The sequence below is a fragment of the Psychrosphaera haliotis genome, from assembly GCF_039523615.1.
In the GTDB taxonomy this organism is placed as follows: domain Bacteria; phylum Pseudomonadota; class Gammaproteobacteria; order Enterobacterales; family Alteromonadaceae; genus Psychrosphaera; species Psychrosphaera haliotis.
In genome coordinates this window covers 239,343-258,252 of the sequence record NZ_BAAAFQ010000004.1, presented here as the reverse complement: position 1 = coordinate 258,252, position 18,910 = coordinate 239,343, and the positions used below count along the sequence as shown (strand labels likewise).

15 protein-coding genes, 3 tRNA genes and 1 pseudogene are annotated in these 18,910 nt (G+C 39.2%); 5 read left to right on the top strand and 14 right to left on the bottom strand.

Translation table 11 applies throughout. The annotated features are described in order from the left end of the window. Window positions 1-48 precede the first annotated feature (48 nt). On the bottom strand, window positions 49-609 hold the full coding sequence (locus ABD009_RS03825; RefSeq protein ID WP_343822820.1) for a cytochrome b: 561 nt from the start codon (window positions 607-609) through the stop codon (window positions 49-51). Window positions 610-871: 262 nt separating this feature from the next. On the opposite strand from ABD009_RS03825, the gene ABD009_RS03820 reads away from it, so the two are divergent. After that, on the top strand, window positions 872-1,606 hold the full coding sequence (locus ABD009_RS03820; RefSeq protein WP_343822818.1) for a substrate-binding periplasmic protein: 735 nt from the start codon (window positions 872-874) through the stop codon (window positions 1,604-1,606). A gap of 91 nt (window positions 1,607-1,697) precedes the next feature. Here the strand turns inward: ABD009_RS03820 and ABD009_RS03815 are convergent, their stop codons facing one another. Together ABD009_RS03815 and ABD009_RS03810 are read right to left on the bottom strand one after the other, a co-directional pair. Further along, window positions 1,698-2,558 carry a substrate-binding periplasmic protein gene (locus tag ABD009_RS03815; protein ID WP_343822816.1) on the bottom strand — a complete coding sequence of 287 codons (861 nt, stop codon included), beginning with the start codon at window positions 2,556-2,558 and terminating at the stop codon, window positions 1,698-1,700. Window positions 2,559-2,775: 217 nt separating this feature from the next. Continuing rightward, a pseudogene (locus tag ABD009_RS03810) lies at window positions 2,776-3,066 on the bottom strand (endonuclease III); the annotation flags it as partial. 57 nt (window positions 3,067-3,123) lie between these two features. Between ABD009_RS03810 and ABD009_RS03805 the strand changes: the two are divergent. Together ABD009_RS03805 and ABD009_RS03800 are read left to right on the top strand one after the other, a co-directional pair. After that, window positions 3,124-4,710, top strand: coding sequence for a winged helix-turn-helix domain-containing protein (locus ABD009_RS03805; protein WP_343822814.1), 1,587 nt, complete (start codon window positions 3,124-3,126; stop codon window positions 4,708-4,710). 272 nt (window positions 4,711-4,982) lie between these two features. Next, entirely contained in the window at window positions 4,983-5,876 is an 894-nt protein-coding gene (locus ABD009_RS03800; RefSeq protein WP_343822812.1) for an alpha/beta fold hydrolase, read from the top strand. A gap of 69 nt (window positions 5,877-5,945) precedes the next feature. Here the strand turns inward: ABD009_RS03800 and nth are convergent, their stop codons facing one another. The 11 genes from nth to ABD009_RS03745 form a co-directional block, all read right to left on the bottom strand. Further along, a complete protein-coding gene (gene nth / locus ABD009_RS03795) occupies window positions 5,946-6,578 on the bottom strand; it encodes an endonuclease III (protein ID WP_343822810.1) in 633 nt (210 codons plus the stop codon). A 19-nt stretch (window positions 6,579-6,597) separates the two neighbouring features. Next, a complete protein-coding gene (locus ABD009_RS03790) occupies window positions 6,598-7,293 on the bottom strand; it encodes an electron transport complex subunit E (RefSeq protein ID WP_343822808.1) in 696 nt (231 codons plus the stop codon). Between the two features lies 1 nt (window position 7,294). Next, window positions 7,295-7,957 (bottom strand): electron transport complex subunit RsxG, encoded by a 663-nt coding sequence (gene rsxG / locus ABD009_RS03785; protein WP_343822807.1) that lies wholly within the window; start codon window positions 7,955-7,957, stop codon window positions 7,295-7,297. 5 nt (window positions 7,958-7,962) lie between these two features. Continuing rightward, window positions 7,963-9,024 carry an electron transport complex subunit RsxD gene (gene rsxD, locus ABD009_RS03780; RefSeq protein ID WP_155695448.1) on the bottom strand — a complete coding sequence of 354 codons (1,062 nt, stop codon included), beginning with the start codon at window positions 9,022-9,024 and terminating at the stop codon, window positions 7,963-7,965. Between the two features lie 3 nt (window positions 9,025-9,027). Next, window positions 9,028-11,079: an electron transport complex subunit RsxC gene (gene rsxC, locus ABD009_RS03775; RefSeq protein WP_343822804.1), complete on the bottom strand. Its 2,052-nt coding sequence runs from the start codon at window positions 11,077-11,079 to the stop codon at window positions 9,028-9,030. 37 nt (window positions 11,080-11,116) lie between these two features. Continuing rightward, the gene (gene rsxB, locus ABD009_RS03770; RefSeq protein ID WP_343822802.1) at window positions 11,117-11,674 is read right to left on the bottom strand and encodes an electron transport complex subunit RsxB; all 558 of its coding nucleotides are present in this window, start codon (window positions 11,672-11,674) and stop codon (window positions 11,117-11,119) included. Further along, window positions 11,674-12,255 (bottom strand): electron transport complex subunit RsxA, encoded by a 582-nt coding sequence (gene rsxA, locus ABD009_RS03765; protein ID WP_343822800.1) that lies wholly within the window; start codon window positions 12,253-12,255, stop codon window positions 11,674-11,676. The genes rsxB and rsxA overlap by 1 nt, the downstream gene beginning before the upstream one ends. Window positions 12,256-12,396: 141 nt before the next feature. Further along, window positions 12,397-14,328 carry an EAL domain-containing protein gene (locus tag ABD009_RS03760; RefSeq protein WP_343822798.1) on the bottom strand — a complete coding sequence of 644 codons (1,932 nt, stop codon included), beginning with the start codon at window positions 14,326-14,328 and terminating at the stop codon, window positions 12,397-12,399. Window positions 14,329-14,496: 168 nt separating this feature from the next. After that, a tRNA-Asn gene (locus tag ABD009_RS03755) sits at window positions 14,497-14,573 on the bottom strand. Between the two features lie 22 nt (window positions 14,574-14,595). Further along, a tRNA-Asn gene (locus ABD009_RS03750) sits at window positions 14,596-14,672 on the bottom strand. A gap of 36 nt (window positions 14,673-14,708) precedes the next feature. After that, window positions 14,709-14,785, bottom strand: a tRNA-Asn gene (locus tag ABD009_RS03745). A 619-nt stretch (window positions 14,786-15,404) separates the two neighbouring features. Here ABD009_RS03745 and ABD009_RS03740 point away from each other — a divergent pair. Together ABD009_RS03740 and uvrB are read left to right on the top strand one after the other, a co-directional pair. Continuing rightward, the gene (locus ABD009_RS03740) at window positions 15,405-16,775 is read left to right on the top strand and encodes an MATE family efflux transporter (RefSeq protein WP_343822796.1); all 1,371 of its coding nucleotides are present in this window, start codon (window positions 15,405-15,407) and stop codon (window positions 16,773-16,775) included. After that, the gene (gene uvrB / locus ABD009_RS03735; protein ID WP_343822794.1) at window positions 16,775-18,796 is read left to right on the top strand and encodes an excinuclease ABC subunit UvrB; all 2,022 of its coding nucleotides are present in this window, start codon (window positions 16,775-16,777) and stop codon (window positions 18,794-18,796) included. Before ABD009_RS03740 ends, uvrB begins: the two co-directional genes overlap by 1 nt. Window positions 18,797-18,910: the final 114 nt, after the last annotated feature.

Here is an 18,910-nt window from a genome sequence, read left to right as displayed (position 1 = left end):
CTTTTTGTAATAACGTTCAAACTCAAATGTTACTACAAAGCTGAAACTTTAATCTTGCTGTTCTTCTGTCTGCACTTTTACCATACGAACAAGCGTTTTATCTTTATCAATAAAATGATGTTTTAGAGCGGCAATAATATGCACAACAACAAGTCCAATTAAAATGTAGGCAGCCCATTCATGGATATCACCAGCAATGTCTTCTTGGTTAGGTACAAATTCACCTAAGCTCGCTACTTCGAATAACCAAAACCATTCAATCCCGCGGCCGTCTGCTGTAGAGATTAAATATCCGCTAACCATTATAGTTAACAACAAAGCGTATATTGCAAAGTGAGCGAATTTCCCCGCTATGGTTTCTAGTTTATTGCTAGATAAAGCTTTAGGTGACGGATTAATTAACTTCCAAATAATTCTAAAAAGAGTAAGGGCTAGAAGGGTGAGGCCAAAAGACTTATGTAAATCAGGTGCTGTGCGATACCACTCACTATAATAGCTTAGGTCAACCATCCATAAACCAACACCAAATAACCCAAATACCAATAGTGCGGTAATCCAGTGAATAGCAATGTTTACGATGCCAAAGCTTGTATCGGAGTTTTTAATCATTTTGTGTTGTCCCTAAATTAACTGTCGAACATTCTATATTCTGTGACGTACATGTAAACTGCTAAATATAGAAGAAATAATTCTAATTATTAGAAAGGAAGTATAAGTCTTTATCCTCTGTCTATCCAGAATTCAGAATGTTGAAAATGTATTGGGAGAATAGTTTAAAACTAAAACTGATTGACACCAAAGCTGATTACGTCATATTTGGAACACTCCAATTTAAAACAGCGCATGAATTTTTAGCTGTAGAGGTATTAAATTGAAAATTATTTTTGTATTAATAGCGGTTCTCTCTTTTATGTCCCAAGCTGAGCCGTTGCAGTTTGTCGCTGAGGATCTTCCTCCATACCACTTTAAAGATAAATCGGGCAAGGTTAAAGGTGCCTTGGTTGACATAATCAAGGCCTTAGCCAAAGAAGCCGACATTGACTATTCTATTGAGCTATACCCTTTTGCTCGTGCACATCATTTACTTAAAACCAATCCAAATGTCCTAATGTTTTCGTTACTTAAGAGCCCAAGCAGAGAAAATGAGTTTTTGTGGTTAGGTAAAATGTATCATAACGATGCTTTCTTAGTTTCCTTAAAAGGGAGTAATCAAAACGTAGCTAATTTAGAGCAAGCTAAAAACCATGTTGTTGGCACTATTCGTAGTTACTACAGTGAATCATATCTTCGTAATGCAGGCTTTAAGGAAGAGCGTAATATGTCACTAAGTGTCAATTATCAGCGCTTATGGCATATGTTATTTACTAACAGAATTGAGTTTGTGTTAACTAATACCCTTTCTTTAAATACAGAGTTGAGTGATTTGAATCTTGATGTGGACGACGTTGAAAGGGTGATTGAGTTAACTGACTTTCCAAATGAATTACACTTAGCTGGAAACTTATCGCTTAGCGCTTCTAAAGCTAAGGGCTTAGAACAAGCTCTTAGAGTAATTAAAGAGAATGGCCAGTTTCAATCGATTTTAAATAATTGGGGACTAAATTAAAAACTAACGTTAATTTACTAAACACGATCAAGTTTTAGTATTCGAGCACTACAAATATCAAGCCCGTGAAGGATAAGCCAGTGGTATACGTCTAATTTGATTTTTTTAGGCACGACTTTTCTAGCATAGGGATTTGCTGATGCTGGGAGGTCATGGATGACTTACGACCAGTAAAAGAGCTTGTGTTTAACGATATAGAAAATTTTGAATCGTCTTGGTATTTTTCAAGTGTTTGCTCAATAGCCAATTGAAAAGATTGGACCAGCATAGGATTAATGTCTCTACTTAAGGCGAAATAATAATGCTTTGGCGGAAAGCGGAAAATCACTTCAAATAAAGCAGGATTTAACCCAGCTGACGTTAATGTTTCACTCCAAGCAAACTCCCCAAAAACCCATACATCAATCCTTTCAGCCGTTAACATGGCCCCCATACTTGTTGGATTAGTTAATAATACGATATTATCCGATGGAATCTTTATTTCTTGAAGTATTTCTTCCCCTACATCACCTCTAACCGCACCGGCGATATAACTTTTTAATTTAGCGGAGTCAGTAATTTTAATTTGACGAGCTTTAAGCGCGATCACTACGTCGCTTTCGGAAGCGAATGGACCTACCCATTGAAACTTATCTTCTCGCTCGGGGGTTCGAATCGTACTGAATAAAACGGTATTGGGCCCTCGTAAGGCATTTTTAAAAGCTCTTGCCCAAGGTTGAACCAAAATCTCGTCTCGTTGAACCGGGCTACCCAAGTCTGCCGAAGCACTTAACAATACCTCAACGGCAAATCCTTCCAATTGACCATCTCGAACATAATTAAACGACGCATGATTTTCAGTTATGTAAGTGAGTTCGTTGAGTTCTAATGAGGAAGCAGCAACATTCATTGACGATGTCAGTACAATAGTTGCACACTTTAAAAAGAGTAACCTAAAAAACAATGACTGCATCTTACACCTTCCGAAAAAGAAAGCTGATGGTGTCTAAGCCAGAATGTTATTCTGATTTAGGCAAAATATGTGCTGATTTAATGTCACAGAAATAATAAATTTTTAAACTAAATCATAGGGCCATTGCCCGTCTTTTTCAGTAACTCGATTTAGAAGTATTTAAGTCTAACACCTTTTATTCAGTTTTCCAGATGATGGAAAGGGACCCTTAGATTCGTTATTCAGTTTTATCTTTAAACTCACACAAGTCTTCTATCAAACAGGCACCACATTTGGGTTTGCGGGCCACACAAACGTAGCGCCCGTGTAATATCAACCAGTGGTGTACGTCTACTTTAAATTCTTTTGGTACAACTTTTAAGAGCTTTTGTTCGACGTCATCGACGGTTTTACCCATTGCTAACTTAGTTCGGTTTGAAACACGGTAAATGTGCGTGTCTACAGCGATGGTAGGCCAGCCAAAAGATACGAAAGGTAGATTGCAGTTGCTTATCTTTCTTTTTATGCCAAATGCATACACTCAGCACAATCTCTCATCTTCCCTAAACAATCAAATTTTCGTTAGTTGTTGTTTTTTAGGGTGCATGTTAGGTTCAATTATAAGTTTCATGGACAGGCGAATAATTTGATTTACCAAACTTTAAACCACCGCATTTGTGAGCAAGCATTATCAGTTACTACTGCTGATGGCACGCCACTTGATATCCGCCCCAAGACCTGCCAGTTATTACTTTTGTTGATCAAGAGTTCTGGACAACCTGTCAGCAAAAAATCGTTGTTAGAAACTGTGTGGAAAGACTCAGTTGTCAGTGAGCAGGTTGTTTTTCAGTCTATTAATGAGATACGACAGCTTTTTCCAAATGACGATGTAATCAAGACTATTCCAAAACAAGGGTATTTATGGCTACCGAAAGTTGAACCGCTCGAATCAGTCACAGTCGAAATTGCCAACAACTCAACGCGAAAAAATAATACTAAACGCACGCAAACCCAAGTAAATAGACTAGCTGTTCTTTGTTGTTCTCTGGTTGCTGTGATCCTGTTATTGTTCGCTTTTAAAAAGTACGATATTTCGACCGGAAGTCAAAATGCTCAACAACAGGTAAAAGGCTCAATCATTATTTTACCTACCCAAAATCATATCATCGGTAACGACCATAACTGGGTTAAGCTTGGCATGATGGATCAGGTCATTCAGCGTTTGCCGAATTCAAAACACAATGCAGTTTTGGCAACCGATTACGTTTTACAAGTTTTAAATCGAGCAAACGCCCCCCAAGACAATATTCAAGTACAAGACATTCAAAAAATTTTTCAAGTTTCTGGTGCAGAACTTGTTGTGTTATCAAAATTATTAGGCTCACCGCATGATTACCAACTAGTTTACACACTTCATTATCGTGACTATGTGAAAAAAGGCGTCATTACTAATGGAAACATACAATCCTTAATTGATGACTTTAGTCAACTAATTGCAAAGCAAATAGGTGGGAATTCGCAGCTAGTACATCAGATGTATGAAACGGATTTCAATAATCAAATGCTCGGTATGGCTATTGAAACCAGTAATGAAGGCAACTATCAGTTAGCCAAATCAATGCTTGAAACTATCGTGCTCAGTAACCCAGATAATTACACTGCGCAGCGGATATTAATAGAAATCTGGCTTAGGTTAAAACAGTTTGAACAAGCGAAAATACACATTAAAAACGTACTGCCGGCATTACTTAATTCTAAAAATGAGGGTGAGATAACCCGACTACTCCATCTAAAGGCCCTTAGTTTTTACGTTACCTATGACGACAAAACTGCATCAAAAGTCGCAGAACAAGCTTTGAAGTCAGCGAAGAAAAATAATGACTGGTTGTTAATGGCACAAATTAAAAACCTTCAAGCAGCCATCGCCTTAAACACTCAAGATTACGTGCTAGTTGAAAAGTTATACAAAGAAGAAAAAGAACACCATCAAGTTTTACGCTGTCCAGTCGGTGAGGCCCATTCATGGGCAAATTTAGCTAAGCTTGCGAAAATACAAAAACAACCAGAAAAGTTTCATTATTCAATTGATAAGGCTATTAGCATTGCCAAACATCGAGACTTGGATCTGCAATTGGCTTTTTTCATTGAAACCAAACAAATGAGTTTTAATTAATGCAATAGTAACAATTGTCATTTATAGCCAAAAATATCCAATAAAAACAATAGTTTTAAAACATTATAGAAAGTTTTATTAACTAACTAGAGTGGGTGTGTAGTACAAAGTGTTCAAAATATAGTGATCAAATTAGAACGCGCATAAAGTGAAATTAACTGAGCGCCGCACCTTTTAAATTATTGGGATATATGATGATTAGAATAGTCAGAATACTTTTATTGCTTGCCGATTGTTCAACCAACACCGCCATTGCAAAAGAAATAACCACTGTGAAAAGTTTAATGATTAAAATGATGGCATGTTTTTGTTGTACGTTGTTTTTTACTTTTAATGCGTTTAGTAATGAGCAAGTTAAGCCAAATATTGCAACGTTAGTTAGTGTTGGAGAAACAAGCTTATATATAGAATGTTTTGGCAAGGGGGCGCCGTCAATTATTGTTAATGATGGATTTGGTGGCACTGTCAAAAGCGGAGGGTGGAAAGATGTAATAAGCTCAGTTTCTAAAACCAATCAGATTTGTATCTACGACAGGGCTAATTTAGGAAAAAGTAGTAAGTCGACTAACAATTACGATGTAGGAACAATAGTTGAGCATCAATACACTTTGTTGAATAAAGTTGGTATCAAGCCGCCATACTTGATGGTCGGACATTCTTACGGATCCTACCCAATCAAACTGTTTAACCATCGCTATCCAAAGGATGTCGCGGCGATTTTACTTGTAGATCCATCTTTGTATGGACAGTTTAAAAGTCACATAAACAAGTGGGCACCTGAAACTGATAGCTATGATGATGACACGAAGAAGGAAATGGACGCGGAACTAGCTCGTTGGCAAGGCCCACCAACAAACTTAGAAAAAATAAATAATAGAACGGGCTCACAGCTAATAGCAGACAGTGATGGATTTGGTGATAAACCTTACGTTTTGCTTTGGGCTAGAGACGCAATATGGAAGCCTAAAGATAACGCGCCTGAAGGCTGGCACCCTAAGGTATGGAAGCGAATTAAACGCTCATATTCTGTCGACTTGTCAGGAATGCAAAGCCTGTCGACGAAAACCAAAATCACTTTTGCTACAACATCTGAACATTATGTTCACGTGCACGAGCCAGAAATAGTCATAAATGAAATTAAATATTTGTTAGCACAACTGGAATAATCATGTGCGGTAAAAATACCGGATGGACTGAACGCTGATAAATCAATTAACATTGTTGATCAGCGGACGTTATTCAGTTTTATCTTTAAACTCACACAAGTCTTCTATCAAACAGGCACCACATTTGGGTTTGCGGGCCACACAAACGTAGCGCCCGTGTAATATCAACCAGTGGTGTACGTCTACTTTAAATTCTTTTGGTACAACTTTTAAGAGCTTTTGTTCGACGTCATCGACGGTTTTACCCATTGCTAACTTAGTTCGGTTTGAAACACGGTAAATGTGCGTGTCTACAGCGATGGTAGGCCAGCCAAACGCAGTATTCAATACAACATTGGCAGTTTTACGTCCAACGCCTGGGAGGGCCTCTAGCGCTGCTCTATCTTCGGGTACAACTGAGTTGTGCAATTCAACCAACATACGACAGGTTTTTATGGTGTTTTCGGCTTTTGAATTAAATAAACCAATTGTCTTTATATAGTCTTTTAATCCGTCAACACCAAGGTCTAGAATAGCTTGTGGCGTGTTAGCAACAGGATAAAGTTTACGCGTAGCCTTGTTAACACTTACGTCGGTGGCTTGTGCACTTAATAAAACTGCAATTAAAAGCTCAAACGGCGTGGTGAACTCTAGTTCAGTAGTTGGGTGAGGATTATCATCTCTGAGTCTAGTTAGTATTTCTAAGCGTTTTTCTTTATTCATAATTTTAAATTACTTTGCTTTAATTAACGGTAGTAACACGCGCTCGTTCAACCGATTTCACGTCTTTGACTTTTTTCTGGGCTTGCTTAGCATCAATTATATTTTTTAGCGCAATAATAAGACCCATTCCGATAAATGCACCAGGCGGCAAAATAGCGAGTAAAAACTGTTGTTCAAACTCAAAGATTTGAACCGTCATGCCTCTCGCCCATTCACCAAATAGCAGGTGAGCTCCATCAAATAGTGTACCTTGACCCAACACTTCACGGGCACCACCAAGGAGCAGTAAAATTGCAGTAAAACCTAACCCCATCATTAAGCCATCTAGTGATGACTCAACAGGACCATTTTTAGAAGCAAAGGCTTCCGCTCGGCCGATAATGGCACAGTTAGTTACAATTAATGGGATGAAGATGCCTAACGAGACATACAAACCAAAGGTGTAAGCATTCATCAATAATTGAATGATGGTAACAAAAGACGCAATGATCATAATGAAAACTGGGATGCGTATTTCTTTGGTTACCCATTGCTTAACAAGGGAAATAGTTAAATTAGAAACAACCAAAACGAGTAAAGTTGCTATGCCAAGCCCCAGTGCATTAATAAATGTATTGGTAACAGCCAATAAAGGACATAATCCTAGGAGCTGAACTAAGGCTGGGTTATTTGTCCAAAGGCCATTGCGGACGATATCTTTCCACTCTGCTGTCATTTTAACTTTCCGCCTCAGTAATGTTGCATTGGTTTTCTAACGCAAAGACTTCTTCAAAAGCTTGTGTTGCATTGTAAACACTTGGTCTAAGTTGGTTAACTATGGCTCTTGGTGTAATTGTTGCGCCTGTAAACTGATCAAACTGACCCCCGTCTTTTTTCACAAACCACTTAGAGTCTTTTAAAGAGCGAACGATTTTATTGTTAAATTCCAGTACCCAATCAGACTTCTCTAGTTCAATTTTATCGCCAAGTCCCGGTGTTTCCTGATGAGCAATAGTGCGAACGCCTTGTACCGATCCTCTTTTATCAATGGCAACCATAAGTTCAATACGGCCGTTGTAACCTTGTTTGGTTTGCGTTTGAAAAATCATGGCGTAAGGCTCATCGTTCAATGTTGCACGATAAACTTTGGTTGGCTTATTAACTCCTGAAATATCCGAGTTAGTAATCATTACACAGTTATTAAGAGGGTTATTGTCAAACTTATCCTTGTTCAAAACCTGTGTTAGCTTTCGTAAGATATCTTGCTGCTTTTGCTCTTCAATTACAGGGGCCGTTATTAGATGTGTTAATGCCACTAAAAACGTACAGACAGCTGCAAACGCAGTGAGCAAGAGCGCATTTTTTTTACTTTTGATGAGTGCAATATTAGATTCAGACATGATGGCTACCTTTTATGACCATAAACTTTAGGCTGTGTGTAGTGGTCTATAAGCGGCACACACATATTAGCGAGTAGCACGGCAAATGCTATACCGTCTGGGTATCCACCCCATTGTCTTATCATAAATATAAGAGCACCAATTAGTGCACCAAATATGATGCGTCCTTTTGGTGTTGTAGAGGCTGAAACAGGATCTGTGGCGATAAAAAATGCACCAAACATGACAGCGCCAGTAAACAGTTGTTGTACTGGAGGGTAGGTGGTATCAGCTCCGGTGGCTGATGCAATAACAGTTAAAACAAACAGACTGGCAATCATGCCTAAGGGAATGTGCCAACGGATTATGCCTCTTTGTAAAAGAAATAGCCCGCCAAGTAAGTAAGCTGCGTTCACCCATTGCGAACCAATTCCTCCATATTCGCCATAAATAGGTAATGAAAGTATTTCAGATACGGTTTGTTGTTGCGCTAGTGCGGTTTTGAATTGATCTAATGGCGTTGCCATCGTTGTGCCGTCAACTAGCATACTGAGCTGCTGTAAGTTGTAACCTTCAATGCTATAGCCAGTAAAGATTACGTAAGCTGTGTCTGCAAGAGACAATGTATGCATAAGCATCGGCTGAATAGGTTGCCAGCTAGTCATGGCTACTGGGAATGAAATTAACAGTACAACATAACCGGCCATTGCTGGATTAAACAAGTTAAAGCCTAACCCGCCGTATAACTGCTTTACAATAATAATAGCGAAAGCAACACCGATAACGCTAACCCACCAAGGTGCTAGAGGCGGAATACTTAGTGCCAATAGTAAGCCTGTTAATACCGCTGACCCATCCGATAAGGTGCGTCTGATCCTCTTTTCTCTGAGGCTAAGAACGATAGCCTCACTTAACACTGCAACACCAATACAAAGCACTAACTGAACCAATGTTCCCCAGCCGTAAAAGTACAATTGAGTAATAAATCCAGGAATAGTGGCATAACAGACCATGCGCATAACTTGATTAGTTGTCATGCCCATTGCTCCATGAGGGGAGCTTTTAAATATACTAGAAAATACGCTCATGGATTATTCACTCTTCGCTTTTTTGGCTTTAGCTTTAGCAATGGCTGCGGCTACTTTTTGTTTACGAATTTGCTCTGCAGTAAGCTGAGTTTCTTCTTCAGGCTCAGAACCAATTTTCGGTTCTATCTTAACTTGAGGCTCACTACCCTTAGCTTGAGGCTCATTAGTCTTAGTTTCAGGTTCGGCAGTTTTTTCTTGTGATGCAGCTTTTGCTTCTTCACGTTTTTGTTTTGCTCTGGCAATCGCCGCGGCTACTTTGGCTTTTCGCTCTTGCTCAGCAGTGGAGACAGGTTCAGCCGAGGTTGTTTTGGCTTCAACTGGTTGTGCTTTTTTGTCTGCCTGTATTTCAGCGCTCTCTTGTTGCTCTTTGGCTGCTTTTTTAGCTTTTGCTCTCGCTATTGCTTCAGCCACTTTATCTTTGGCGGCATTCGCTGGTTTTGTTGCTGGCATTGAATCAGAGCTTGTTGTCGTATTTGACTTACTAACTGAGTCATTTGATTCATCAGTACTTGCTTGTTTTTTCGCTTTAGCTCGTGCTAACGCTGCTGCAATCTTGTCTTTTGCACTGGTGTCTTTCTCGAGTGCTTTTGCTCGTTTCTCAGCGGAGGCTTTATGTTTTGCAAGTCGCACTTGTTTTTCGCGCTCAAGCCTTTCTTGACGTTGTTCAAATCTCACCCGAGCTTTTTCGGATTTAATTTTTTCCTGCTCAATTTCGCGGATTTCCGCTTTGCTTGTTCGGTAATACTGAACAAGTGGAATTTGACTAGGGCAAACATATGCGCAGGCACCACACTCAATGCAGTCAAATAAGTTGTATTCGGACAATTTGTCGTGATCTTTGGCTTTAGAAAACCATTGTAACTGCTGGGGAAGTAATTCAGCAGGACAGGCATCAGCACAAAGTCCACAACGAATACAGGCTTGTTCATCGCCTTGTGGAGGAAGTTTTTTTGCTGATGGCGCAAGAATGCAGTTGGTTGTTTTCACAACAGGTGTAGACGCATCTAATATTGAGAAGCCCATCATTGGGCCGCCCATAATTATACGTTGTTGCTTTTCTGGAGTATGACCAGCAAAGTCAAGTAAGTCTTGGGTTGGTGTACCTAGTTTTGCCCAAACGTTTTGAGGGCTCTTTAAGGTTTCACCAGTAATAGTAACAACACGTTTGGTTAATGGCTTTCCGTCTATGATTGCTTCTTTAACGGCAAAGGCTGTACCAACGTTTTGCATTACAATGCCGAGGTCCGCTGGAATGCCACCACTTGGAACCTGCAATCCAGTTAACAATTGAATGAGCTGTTTTTCGCCGCCAGAAGGATACTTCGTCGGCACGACTCTAACGTCAATGTTTGCAATATCTTTAGTGGCCGCTTTGAGCGCTTTGATGGCGTCAGGTTTGTTGTCTTCAATACCAATAATACATACTTTGGCCGATACAATATGTTGAAGTATTTCTGCGCCTTGGACTATTTCCTTTGAGAAATAACGCATTAAGGTATCGTCTGACGTTATGTAAGGTTCACATTCCACCCCATTTAAAATCAACAGGTCGATTGGTTTTGATGGAAACATTTTTATATGGGTTGGGAAACCAGCTCCGCCCATACCACTTAAGCCCATCACTTTAAGTTGCTCAGTTAATTCAACTTTGTCTTTGTCCTGCCAATTCGTCATTGGCGTTAATGGAGCAGAAACTTGTTCGATGTCTGCATCAATAATAATGGTTAGTTCTGGTTGTGCAGATGGGTGCGCTGAAACATGAGGAGCAATAGCGATTACTTTCCCAGAAATAGGAGAGTGAACGGGAACCGTCATTGTTAGGTTGCTTGATGTTAGCGGCTGATTTTCTAATACGCTATCGCCGATTGATACGATGATGTCATCAACGGAACCAATATGTTGTTTTACGGGCACGTAATATCGCTTGCTAACGGGCAAGTTTGCAATAGGAGCCTGGTTAGATAAATCCTTTTTCTCACTCGGGTGAATGCCACCTGGAAAGTCCCAGATTTTTTCGAGTTTAATTTGTTCTAATAGACTTAATTCGGATTGCAAAATGAAACCTTTCTCAACTTTAATTTATCAATTCTAATTATTGAACGTTTTTAACTGGGATTAGTGGCTGATTCCACTTCCAGTGTGTTGTTGGTGCTTTAACTGGGACCATATCAATACAGTCAACCGGGCAAGGCTCTACGCATAAATCACAACCAGTACATTCATCAACAATTACGGTATGCATTACTTTCGATGCGCCCACAATGGCATCAACAGGGCAAGCTTGAATACACTTAGTACAGCCAATACACTCATCTTCGCGAATATAAGCTACTTTTTTAACATCTTCTTCGCCATGAGCTTCATCTAACGGCTTTGCATCAACACCCATTAGGTCTGCGATGTTTTTAATTGTAGCTTCACCGCCTGGAGGACATTTATTGATTTCGTCGCCATTTGCGATAGCTTCAGCATAAGGTTTGCAACCAGGATAACCGCATTGGCCACATTGGGTTTGCGGTAATAAATCATTAAGCTGATCCACAAGAGGGTCAGCTTCAACTTTAAAGCGTTCAGACGCGTAACCAAGAAGTGCACCAAATATTATGGCCAGTACAGCAAGTGCGATGAGAGCGTAAAATAAAATATCCATTAAAACGATACCAACCCTGCAAATCCTAGAAATGCTAATGACATTAAACCTGCTGTGACCATGGCAATAGCCGAACCTTTAAAAGGTGAGGGCACGTCCGCAGCTGCTAGACGCTCGCGCATCGCAGCAAACAGTATTAATACTAATGAGAAACCAACGGCAGCACCAAAACCATAAACGATGGATTCTGCAAAGTTATGCTCAGCGTTCACATTTAATAGGGCTACACCAAGCACAGCACAGTTTGTTGTGATCAATGGTAAAAATATACCTAACAAGCGATACAGCTTTGGACTGGTTTTATGGACAACCATTTCGGTAAATTGAACAACAACAGCAATAACTAAAATAAATGCGATGGTTCTTAGAAACTCTAATTCAAGAGGCTGGAGGATATAAGTGTTAATTAAATAGCTACTCATAGATGCCAACGTTAAAACGAAGGTTGTGGCCATTGCCATTCCAAGTGCCGTTTCAATTTTACTCGAAACGCCCATAAACGGACAAAGCCCAAGAAACTTCACTAGTACAAAGTTATTTACGAGCACAGTACTGATGAGTAACAAGAAGTATTCGGTCATAAGTTTCAGCTATAGATTAACAATCTTCACATTATCCTTTTTTATGTTCCTTTTAACAACATACGAACTGTAAGGATATTTCGATTTAATAAAAAAAAGCGTCAAAAATGACGCTTTAATGAAATGAATTAGAGTGAACGTTTAAATAGCTGCTGGCTTGCCAATATAATAACCTTGGCAACCGTCAACAAATAACTTCTCTAAAACATGCTTTTCTTCCTGTGTCTCTACACATTCAGCTAAAACATTTACACCAATTCGATGCGATAAATCGACGATCATACGAATAAAGTATTGGTTGTTTTTCTGATCAGCGATATCCCGAGTATAGCTTCCGTCTAGCTTTATAAAGTCTGGCTTTAATTCTTGGAAAAATTTAAATGACGTTATACCAACACCAAATTTTTCTACAGTGACACGTGAGCCTGCTCTATGAAGCATATCAATGAAACGACGTGACGAGTTTACATTTTGTTGAAGACCGTATTCTGAAATTTCAAATATAAGCTTTGTAGCTAGGTTTGCTTCTTTTAATAATCTACGTTCTAGCCAGATCATAAACTGATCATCGTGAGCAGATGCTGGTGATATGTTGATCCCAAAAAACTTGTCAGCCATGTTCTTTGTTTTAATTACGTCAAACACTTTCTCTATGATCATGCGATCAATATCAACAACACGGTTAAGCTTTTCCGCCATTGCTAAAAATGAGGCCGTTGGTAGGACTTGGCCATCTTCTAATTTAAATCGTGAATAGACTTCCGTATAAGCTTTACTACTTCGATTAGCGGCATTTATTGGTTGGAACAGAAGCGTTACGCTAGATTGCTTGATCACATCATCAATAATGTTTCGCCAATTTTGATTGCCAAAAGCAGAGGTTGAGTTTTGCTGTAAGTTTGACTCTTTTTGAATATGCCATGCATTAACATGTTTTGTTTGAGCTAAACTAATTGCTGTATCGGCCGCAGCTAACAGCTCACCTAAAGGCTTGTCTTTTCCATAACTGACTATACCCATGCTGCCAATAGCTGACAGTTCGGATGCACGCATATACTCATTTAATCTAGAGTGAATATTTTGTGCCATTACGTCAGCTTCTTTAATTGTAATATTAGGTACAATTATTCCGAAATCAGATCCGTTCAAGCGATAAATACTAGCGCCGTTATAGGTGTGCACTACTTTCTCTAAAATCTCGGAAAGGCCTTTTATATATTTATCACCTTCTTGGTAACCTTTAGACTGGTTAATATGTTGCAGCTCTGTTGCACGCAGCAGTGCTAAAACACCAAATGGTGTGTTTTTGTCAGAGTTTATTATTTCTGATTCAAAGTACTCTACAAATCGAGTTCGATTCGGAAGGTCAGTTAAGCTGTCTTTAAATGCTTCAATCTTCAGTTCAGATGCGGACTTTTCAAATTCGCTTAATGTATTGTTTACAAACTTACCTAAGCGTTTTAACGCTGAAATTGTTGAACCAAATTGCAACGGAAGTTTATTAAAGTCGCTTTTGCCATCTAGTGTTTTGTTGTTTGTTATTTTTGTGACTAAATCGGCAAGTTCATCCGATGTCTTACTAAATGTGTTTTTTATAAATGACTTAAATAAACCGAAGCTAATTAAAATAATAATAATGGGTAAAAACAAAAGGCCCAAAAATACGTCAAACAAAGGGCTTAACACCGCTGAATAGTTTGAGTGAAATTTAATAATTAAGTTGCCGCTGTTGGTCGCTACCGTTCGAGGTTTGGTGTAAAGGTCAGCTTGGCGGAGCAATGATACAAGCACTGGTTGCTTACTTTTGTTTTGTTCAAAATTATAAAGTTGGTTGCCTTCTTGGTTAGTTATTTGAAGAAGGTCGAGCTCTACAGCGTCTTTAATTTGTTTTGATAAAACTTTTGGATCGCCGGTTACATTGCTATCTGCAAGAACTTGAATAAGTTTTGTATTTTCAATCTGTTGCTGCTCTATTAGAGCTGATGTCATGAAAGTACCAAGCAAGACTAAAACTAGTCCTATAAATAAGCCGCTCATAAACTGAATGAAAAGCAGGCTTCTCAGCTTATTCATGCGTTCTCCTTTGCTGAAAAATGTTTTGTTATAGATATAAGAATAGCATTGGAATTAATAATGAAATTCAAAGATCAATATTTAGACGTATTAAATCAGAAAAGTTCTGTTAAATAAACAAATTAGAAGTAAAAGAAGAGGGCGTTTTTAGTAGGAATTATATTTTATTGGCTCCCCCTCCCCGACTCGAACGGGGGACCTGCGGATTAACAGTCCGTCGCTCTAACCAACTGAGCTAAGGGGGAACAATAAAATTGACTTATGAAATGGCTCCCCCTCCCCGACTCGAACGGGGGACCTGCGGATTAACAGTCCGTCGCTCTAACCAACTGAGCTAAGGGGGAATTTCATAAAATGTATTACTAGGTGTAATACTAAAGTGGCTCCCCCTCCCCGACTCGAACGGGGGACCTGCGGATTAACAGTCCGTCGCTCTAACCAACTGAGCTAAGGGGGAACTACAACGTCATTTAGCAAATACTGCTCAACAACGGGGCGCAATGTTAATTACAGGACCCTTTACTGTCAACCTTATTTTGTAGTGAAATTCAAGATTTATGTCTGTTTGCACACGGATTGAGCAGTTATAAATTTCTTCAGCGGAAAAAGCATAAAAAGCAAGCTTAATTGGTACAAAAATTGAACTAAGCAAGTGGCGAGGATCCTGATCTTAATAAATACAAGGTCTGTAGCTTGTTATCCACTGTTTCTGTGGATAACTCTGTGAGTTATATTGTAATATAATCTCGTAGGCCAGTAGATTCGGGTGTCAATAGGTTCTTTGTGGTTTTTTGTTATTTTTTATAATCTTTATTTAAAACAGTTGGTTAGGTGTGTTTTTGTGTTTTTTTTGACTGCTTGGTTTGATTTTTAATCGCTGCACTCAGGAAACGGATTATAGCTGTGTACAATAGCAGTATATTTATTACAAAAAGAAAAATATTTCTTGATATATACCGAAATCTGATACTAAAAATCTACGAGTTTAAATAAAGATCAATTAAGACTCATTATTACGTGAACCTTGACCAAACATTCTCTAGAATACAGTCCTTGTTTATAACTGTGTGGGATTTATGTCTTCTTCTCAAAATTTACTTACGGGTCCAATCGCTCCAACTTTAAAAAAAATGACCAAACAAGTTATGTACGGAATGATTTTATTAATGTCATTCAATCTTGTAGACACCTTTTTTATTGGTTTATTAGGAACGGAACCATTAGCGGCTATCAGTTTTACTTTCCCGGTAACCTTTACGATTATTAGTTTGGCTATTGGTTTAGGGATAGGTACATCGGCAATTGTCGCGAAGGCAAACGGCAGTGGTAATAAAGAAGAGTCAAAAGCAGACGGGCAGGGGGCGCTAATAATATCCTTTATGTTAGTGATTATGCTAGCAGTTGTAATGTACAACCTGACCGATATCATTTTTTCTGCACTCGGTGCTACTCAAGACTTAATGCCGTTAATTCATGAATATATGGATGTTTGGTATATTGGTTCCGTGTTTCTTATGTTACCTATGATTGGTAACTCTATTTTAAGAGCGAATGGTGATACTAAAACGCCCAGCATGTTAATGGGTGGTACTGGACTCATCAATGCCATCCTCGATCCCATTCTAATTTTTGGTTTTGGCCCGGTGCCGGCGTTAGGGATCCAAGGCGCTGCAATAGCTAGTGTTGTATCTTGGGGTATTGGCTTATTGATTATCATTTATATTTTAACGGTTAGAAAAAAGCTGATAGCCACACAACTGGTTAAATTCAGTGAACTCATCACTATAGGTAGAAAGATTTTAAAGATTGGCTTGCCTGCCGCGGGTGCAAACATGTTAACACCAATAGCGATGGCCGTTTTAACAGCTATCGTAGCTACTTATGGCACTGCAGCTGTAGCCGGTTTTGGAGTTGGCTCTAGAATAGAAAGCATTGCGAGTCTTGTTGTTTTAGCGTTGTCTATGACATTACCACCTTTTATTTCACAAAACTTTGGCGCTAATCAATGGGATAGAGTGTTTGAGGCTTACAAACAAACCACTAAATTTGTGATGATATGCCAGCTCGTTATTTATTTGGCGCTTTGTCTATTGGCTGGCGTCATTGCGTTTGCGTTTGGTAAAGATGATCCAGAGGTAATGTTCGTTATTAAACTGTTTATTTGGACTATGCCTCTAGGCTATGGCTTACAGGGTATTATCATTTTAACTAATTCTTCTTTCAATGCGTTACATAAACCCATGTTTGCTTTAGTGCTCTCTGTTATTCGCTTATTTGTCTTTTTTGTGCCGTTTGCTTATTTAGGTTCTCACTTTTATGGCTTGATAGGATTATTTGTAGGTGGAGTGATTGGTAATCTGTTTACCGCTTTGATCGCTTATCGGTGGTTTGTTCGTACCCTAGAGACTTCAATTGAAAGTAACAAAGTGATAGCGGAGCAGTCGTAATGGAAAAGCTAGAAAAGCCATTTAAGTTAGTTAGTGAATATGAACCAAGTGGCGATCAGCCAACGGCAATTAAGCAGCTAACAGAAGGGCTTGAAGACGGTCTTGCCTATCAAACCTTGTTAGGTGCTACTGGTACCGGTAAAACTTTTACCATGGCCAATGTTATTCGCAACGTATCGCGTCCTACACTAATAATGGCACACAACAAAACATTAGCTGCGCAGCTTTATGGCGAAATGAAGGACTTTTTTCCTGACAATGCTGTTGAGTATTTTGTTTCTTATTACGATTATTATCAGCCAGAAGCCTACGTTGCTTCCACGGATACGTTTATAGAAAAAGATGCATCTATAAATGAGCATATTGAGCAAATGCGTTTATCTGCTACAAAAGCACTAATGGAGCGCCGTGACGTAATCATTATTGCATCGGTATCGGCAATTTATGGTCTTGGTGATCCTGAGTCTTATATGAAAATGCTTTTGCATCTTCGTGAAGGGGATATGGTTGACCAACGTCAAATTCTAAGACGACTAGCAGAGCTACAATATACTCGTAATGACGTTGATTTTCAGCGTGGTTGTTATCGTGTCAGAGGCGATGTTATTGACATTTACCCGGCTGACTCAGATAAGTTTGCCGTTAGAGTTGAGCTATTTGACGAAGAAATTGAGCGCATCACCCAATTTGATCCGCTTACAGGTGCGTTAGAACGTCAAATTACACGAGCGACAATATTTCCAAAAACACACTATGTAACACCACGAGAGAAAATTCTTAAGGCTATTGATCATATTAAAGATGAGTTGAGAGAGCGCAAAAAACAGCTTAAAGACAACAATAAACTAATCGAAGAACAACGAATTAGCCAAAGAACTTTATTTGATATTGAGATGATGCAAGAACTTGGGTATTGCTCGGGTATCGAAAACTACTCAAGGTATTTGTCGAATCGCGATCCTGGTGCTCCACCACCAACTTTAATAGATTATTTTCCAGCTGACGGGTTGCTTATCATTGATGAGTCGCATGTAACGGTATCTCAAATTGGCGCTATGTATAAAGGCGATCGCTCTCGTAAGTCAAACCTTGTTGAGTACGGCTTTAGATTGCCGTCTGCGATGGATAATAGGCCGCTTAAGTTTGAAGAGTTTGAGCGTTTAGCGCCACAGACTATTTATATATCAGCGACACCTGGCAACCATGAAATTGAACGAAGCGACGGTGAAGTGGCACAACAGGTTATTCGCCCAACGGGTTTACTTGATCCACTAATTGAAGTTAGACCAATTGCAACGCAAGTTGATGATTTGATGTCTGAGATTCATAAACGTGTGGCGGTAAATGAGCGTGTATTAGTTACAACGCTAACAAAACGCATGGCTGAGGATTTAACCGATTATTTGTCTGATCATGATATCAAGGTTCGTTATTTACACAGTGATATTGATACGGTTGAAAGAATTGAAATCATCAGAGACTTAAGAGCTGGTAAGTTTGATGTGTTGGTAGGGATCAACTTACTTCGAGAAGGCCTCGATATGCCTGAAGTTTCGTTGGTGGCTATTTTAGATGCTGATAAAGAAGGTTTCTTACGAAGTGATCGCTCTTTGATACAGACCATTGGCAGAGCTGCGAGGAACGTACGTGGTCAAGCGATACTTTATGGAGACCGTATTACTAAGTCGATGCGAAAAGCCATCGATGAGACTGAACGCCGTAGAGCAATACAAGAAGCTCACAATGAGAAGCACGGAATTACACCTAAAGGCATTGTTAAGCGTATTGGCGATATCATGGACGTTGGTGAGTCTAAAAAGACAGCCAATGCTGCGCAGCGTATTTTAGTAGCAGAAGGTCTAGCTGATTATCAAACTAAGTCGCCTATAGAAATTGGCAAAGACATTAAAGCCGTTGAGGCACAAATGATGGAAGCAGCCAAAAACTTAGAATTTGAGAAAGCAGCAGAGCTAAGAGATCAAGTTCAGAAGCTTCAAAGGCAGTTGATTAAAAACTCTTAGTACTAACCTATTGGTGAAGTTGCGATAAAGGTATGGCTTCCTATAAGCATTATCGCAAAACTTTTAAAATGATGGGTTAACCTAATAGCCGCAAATAAAAAAGCCGGGTTGTTT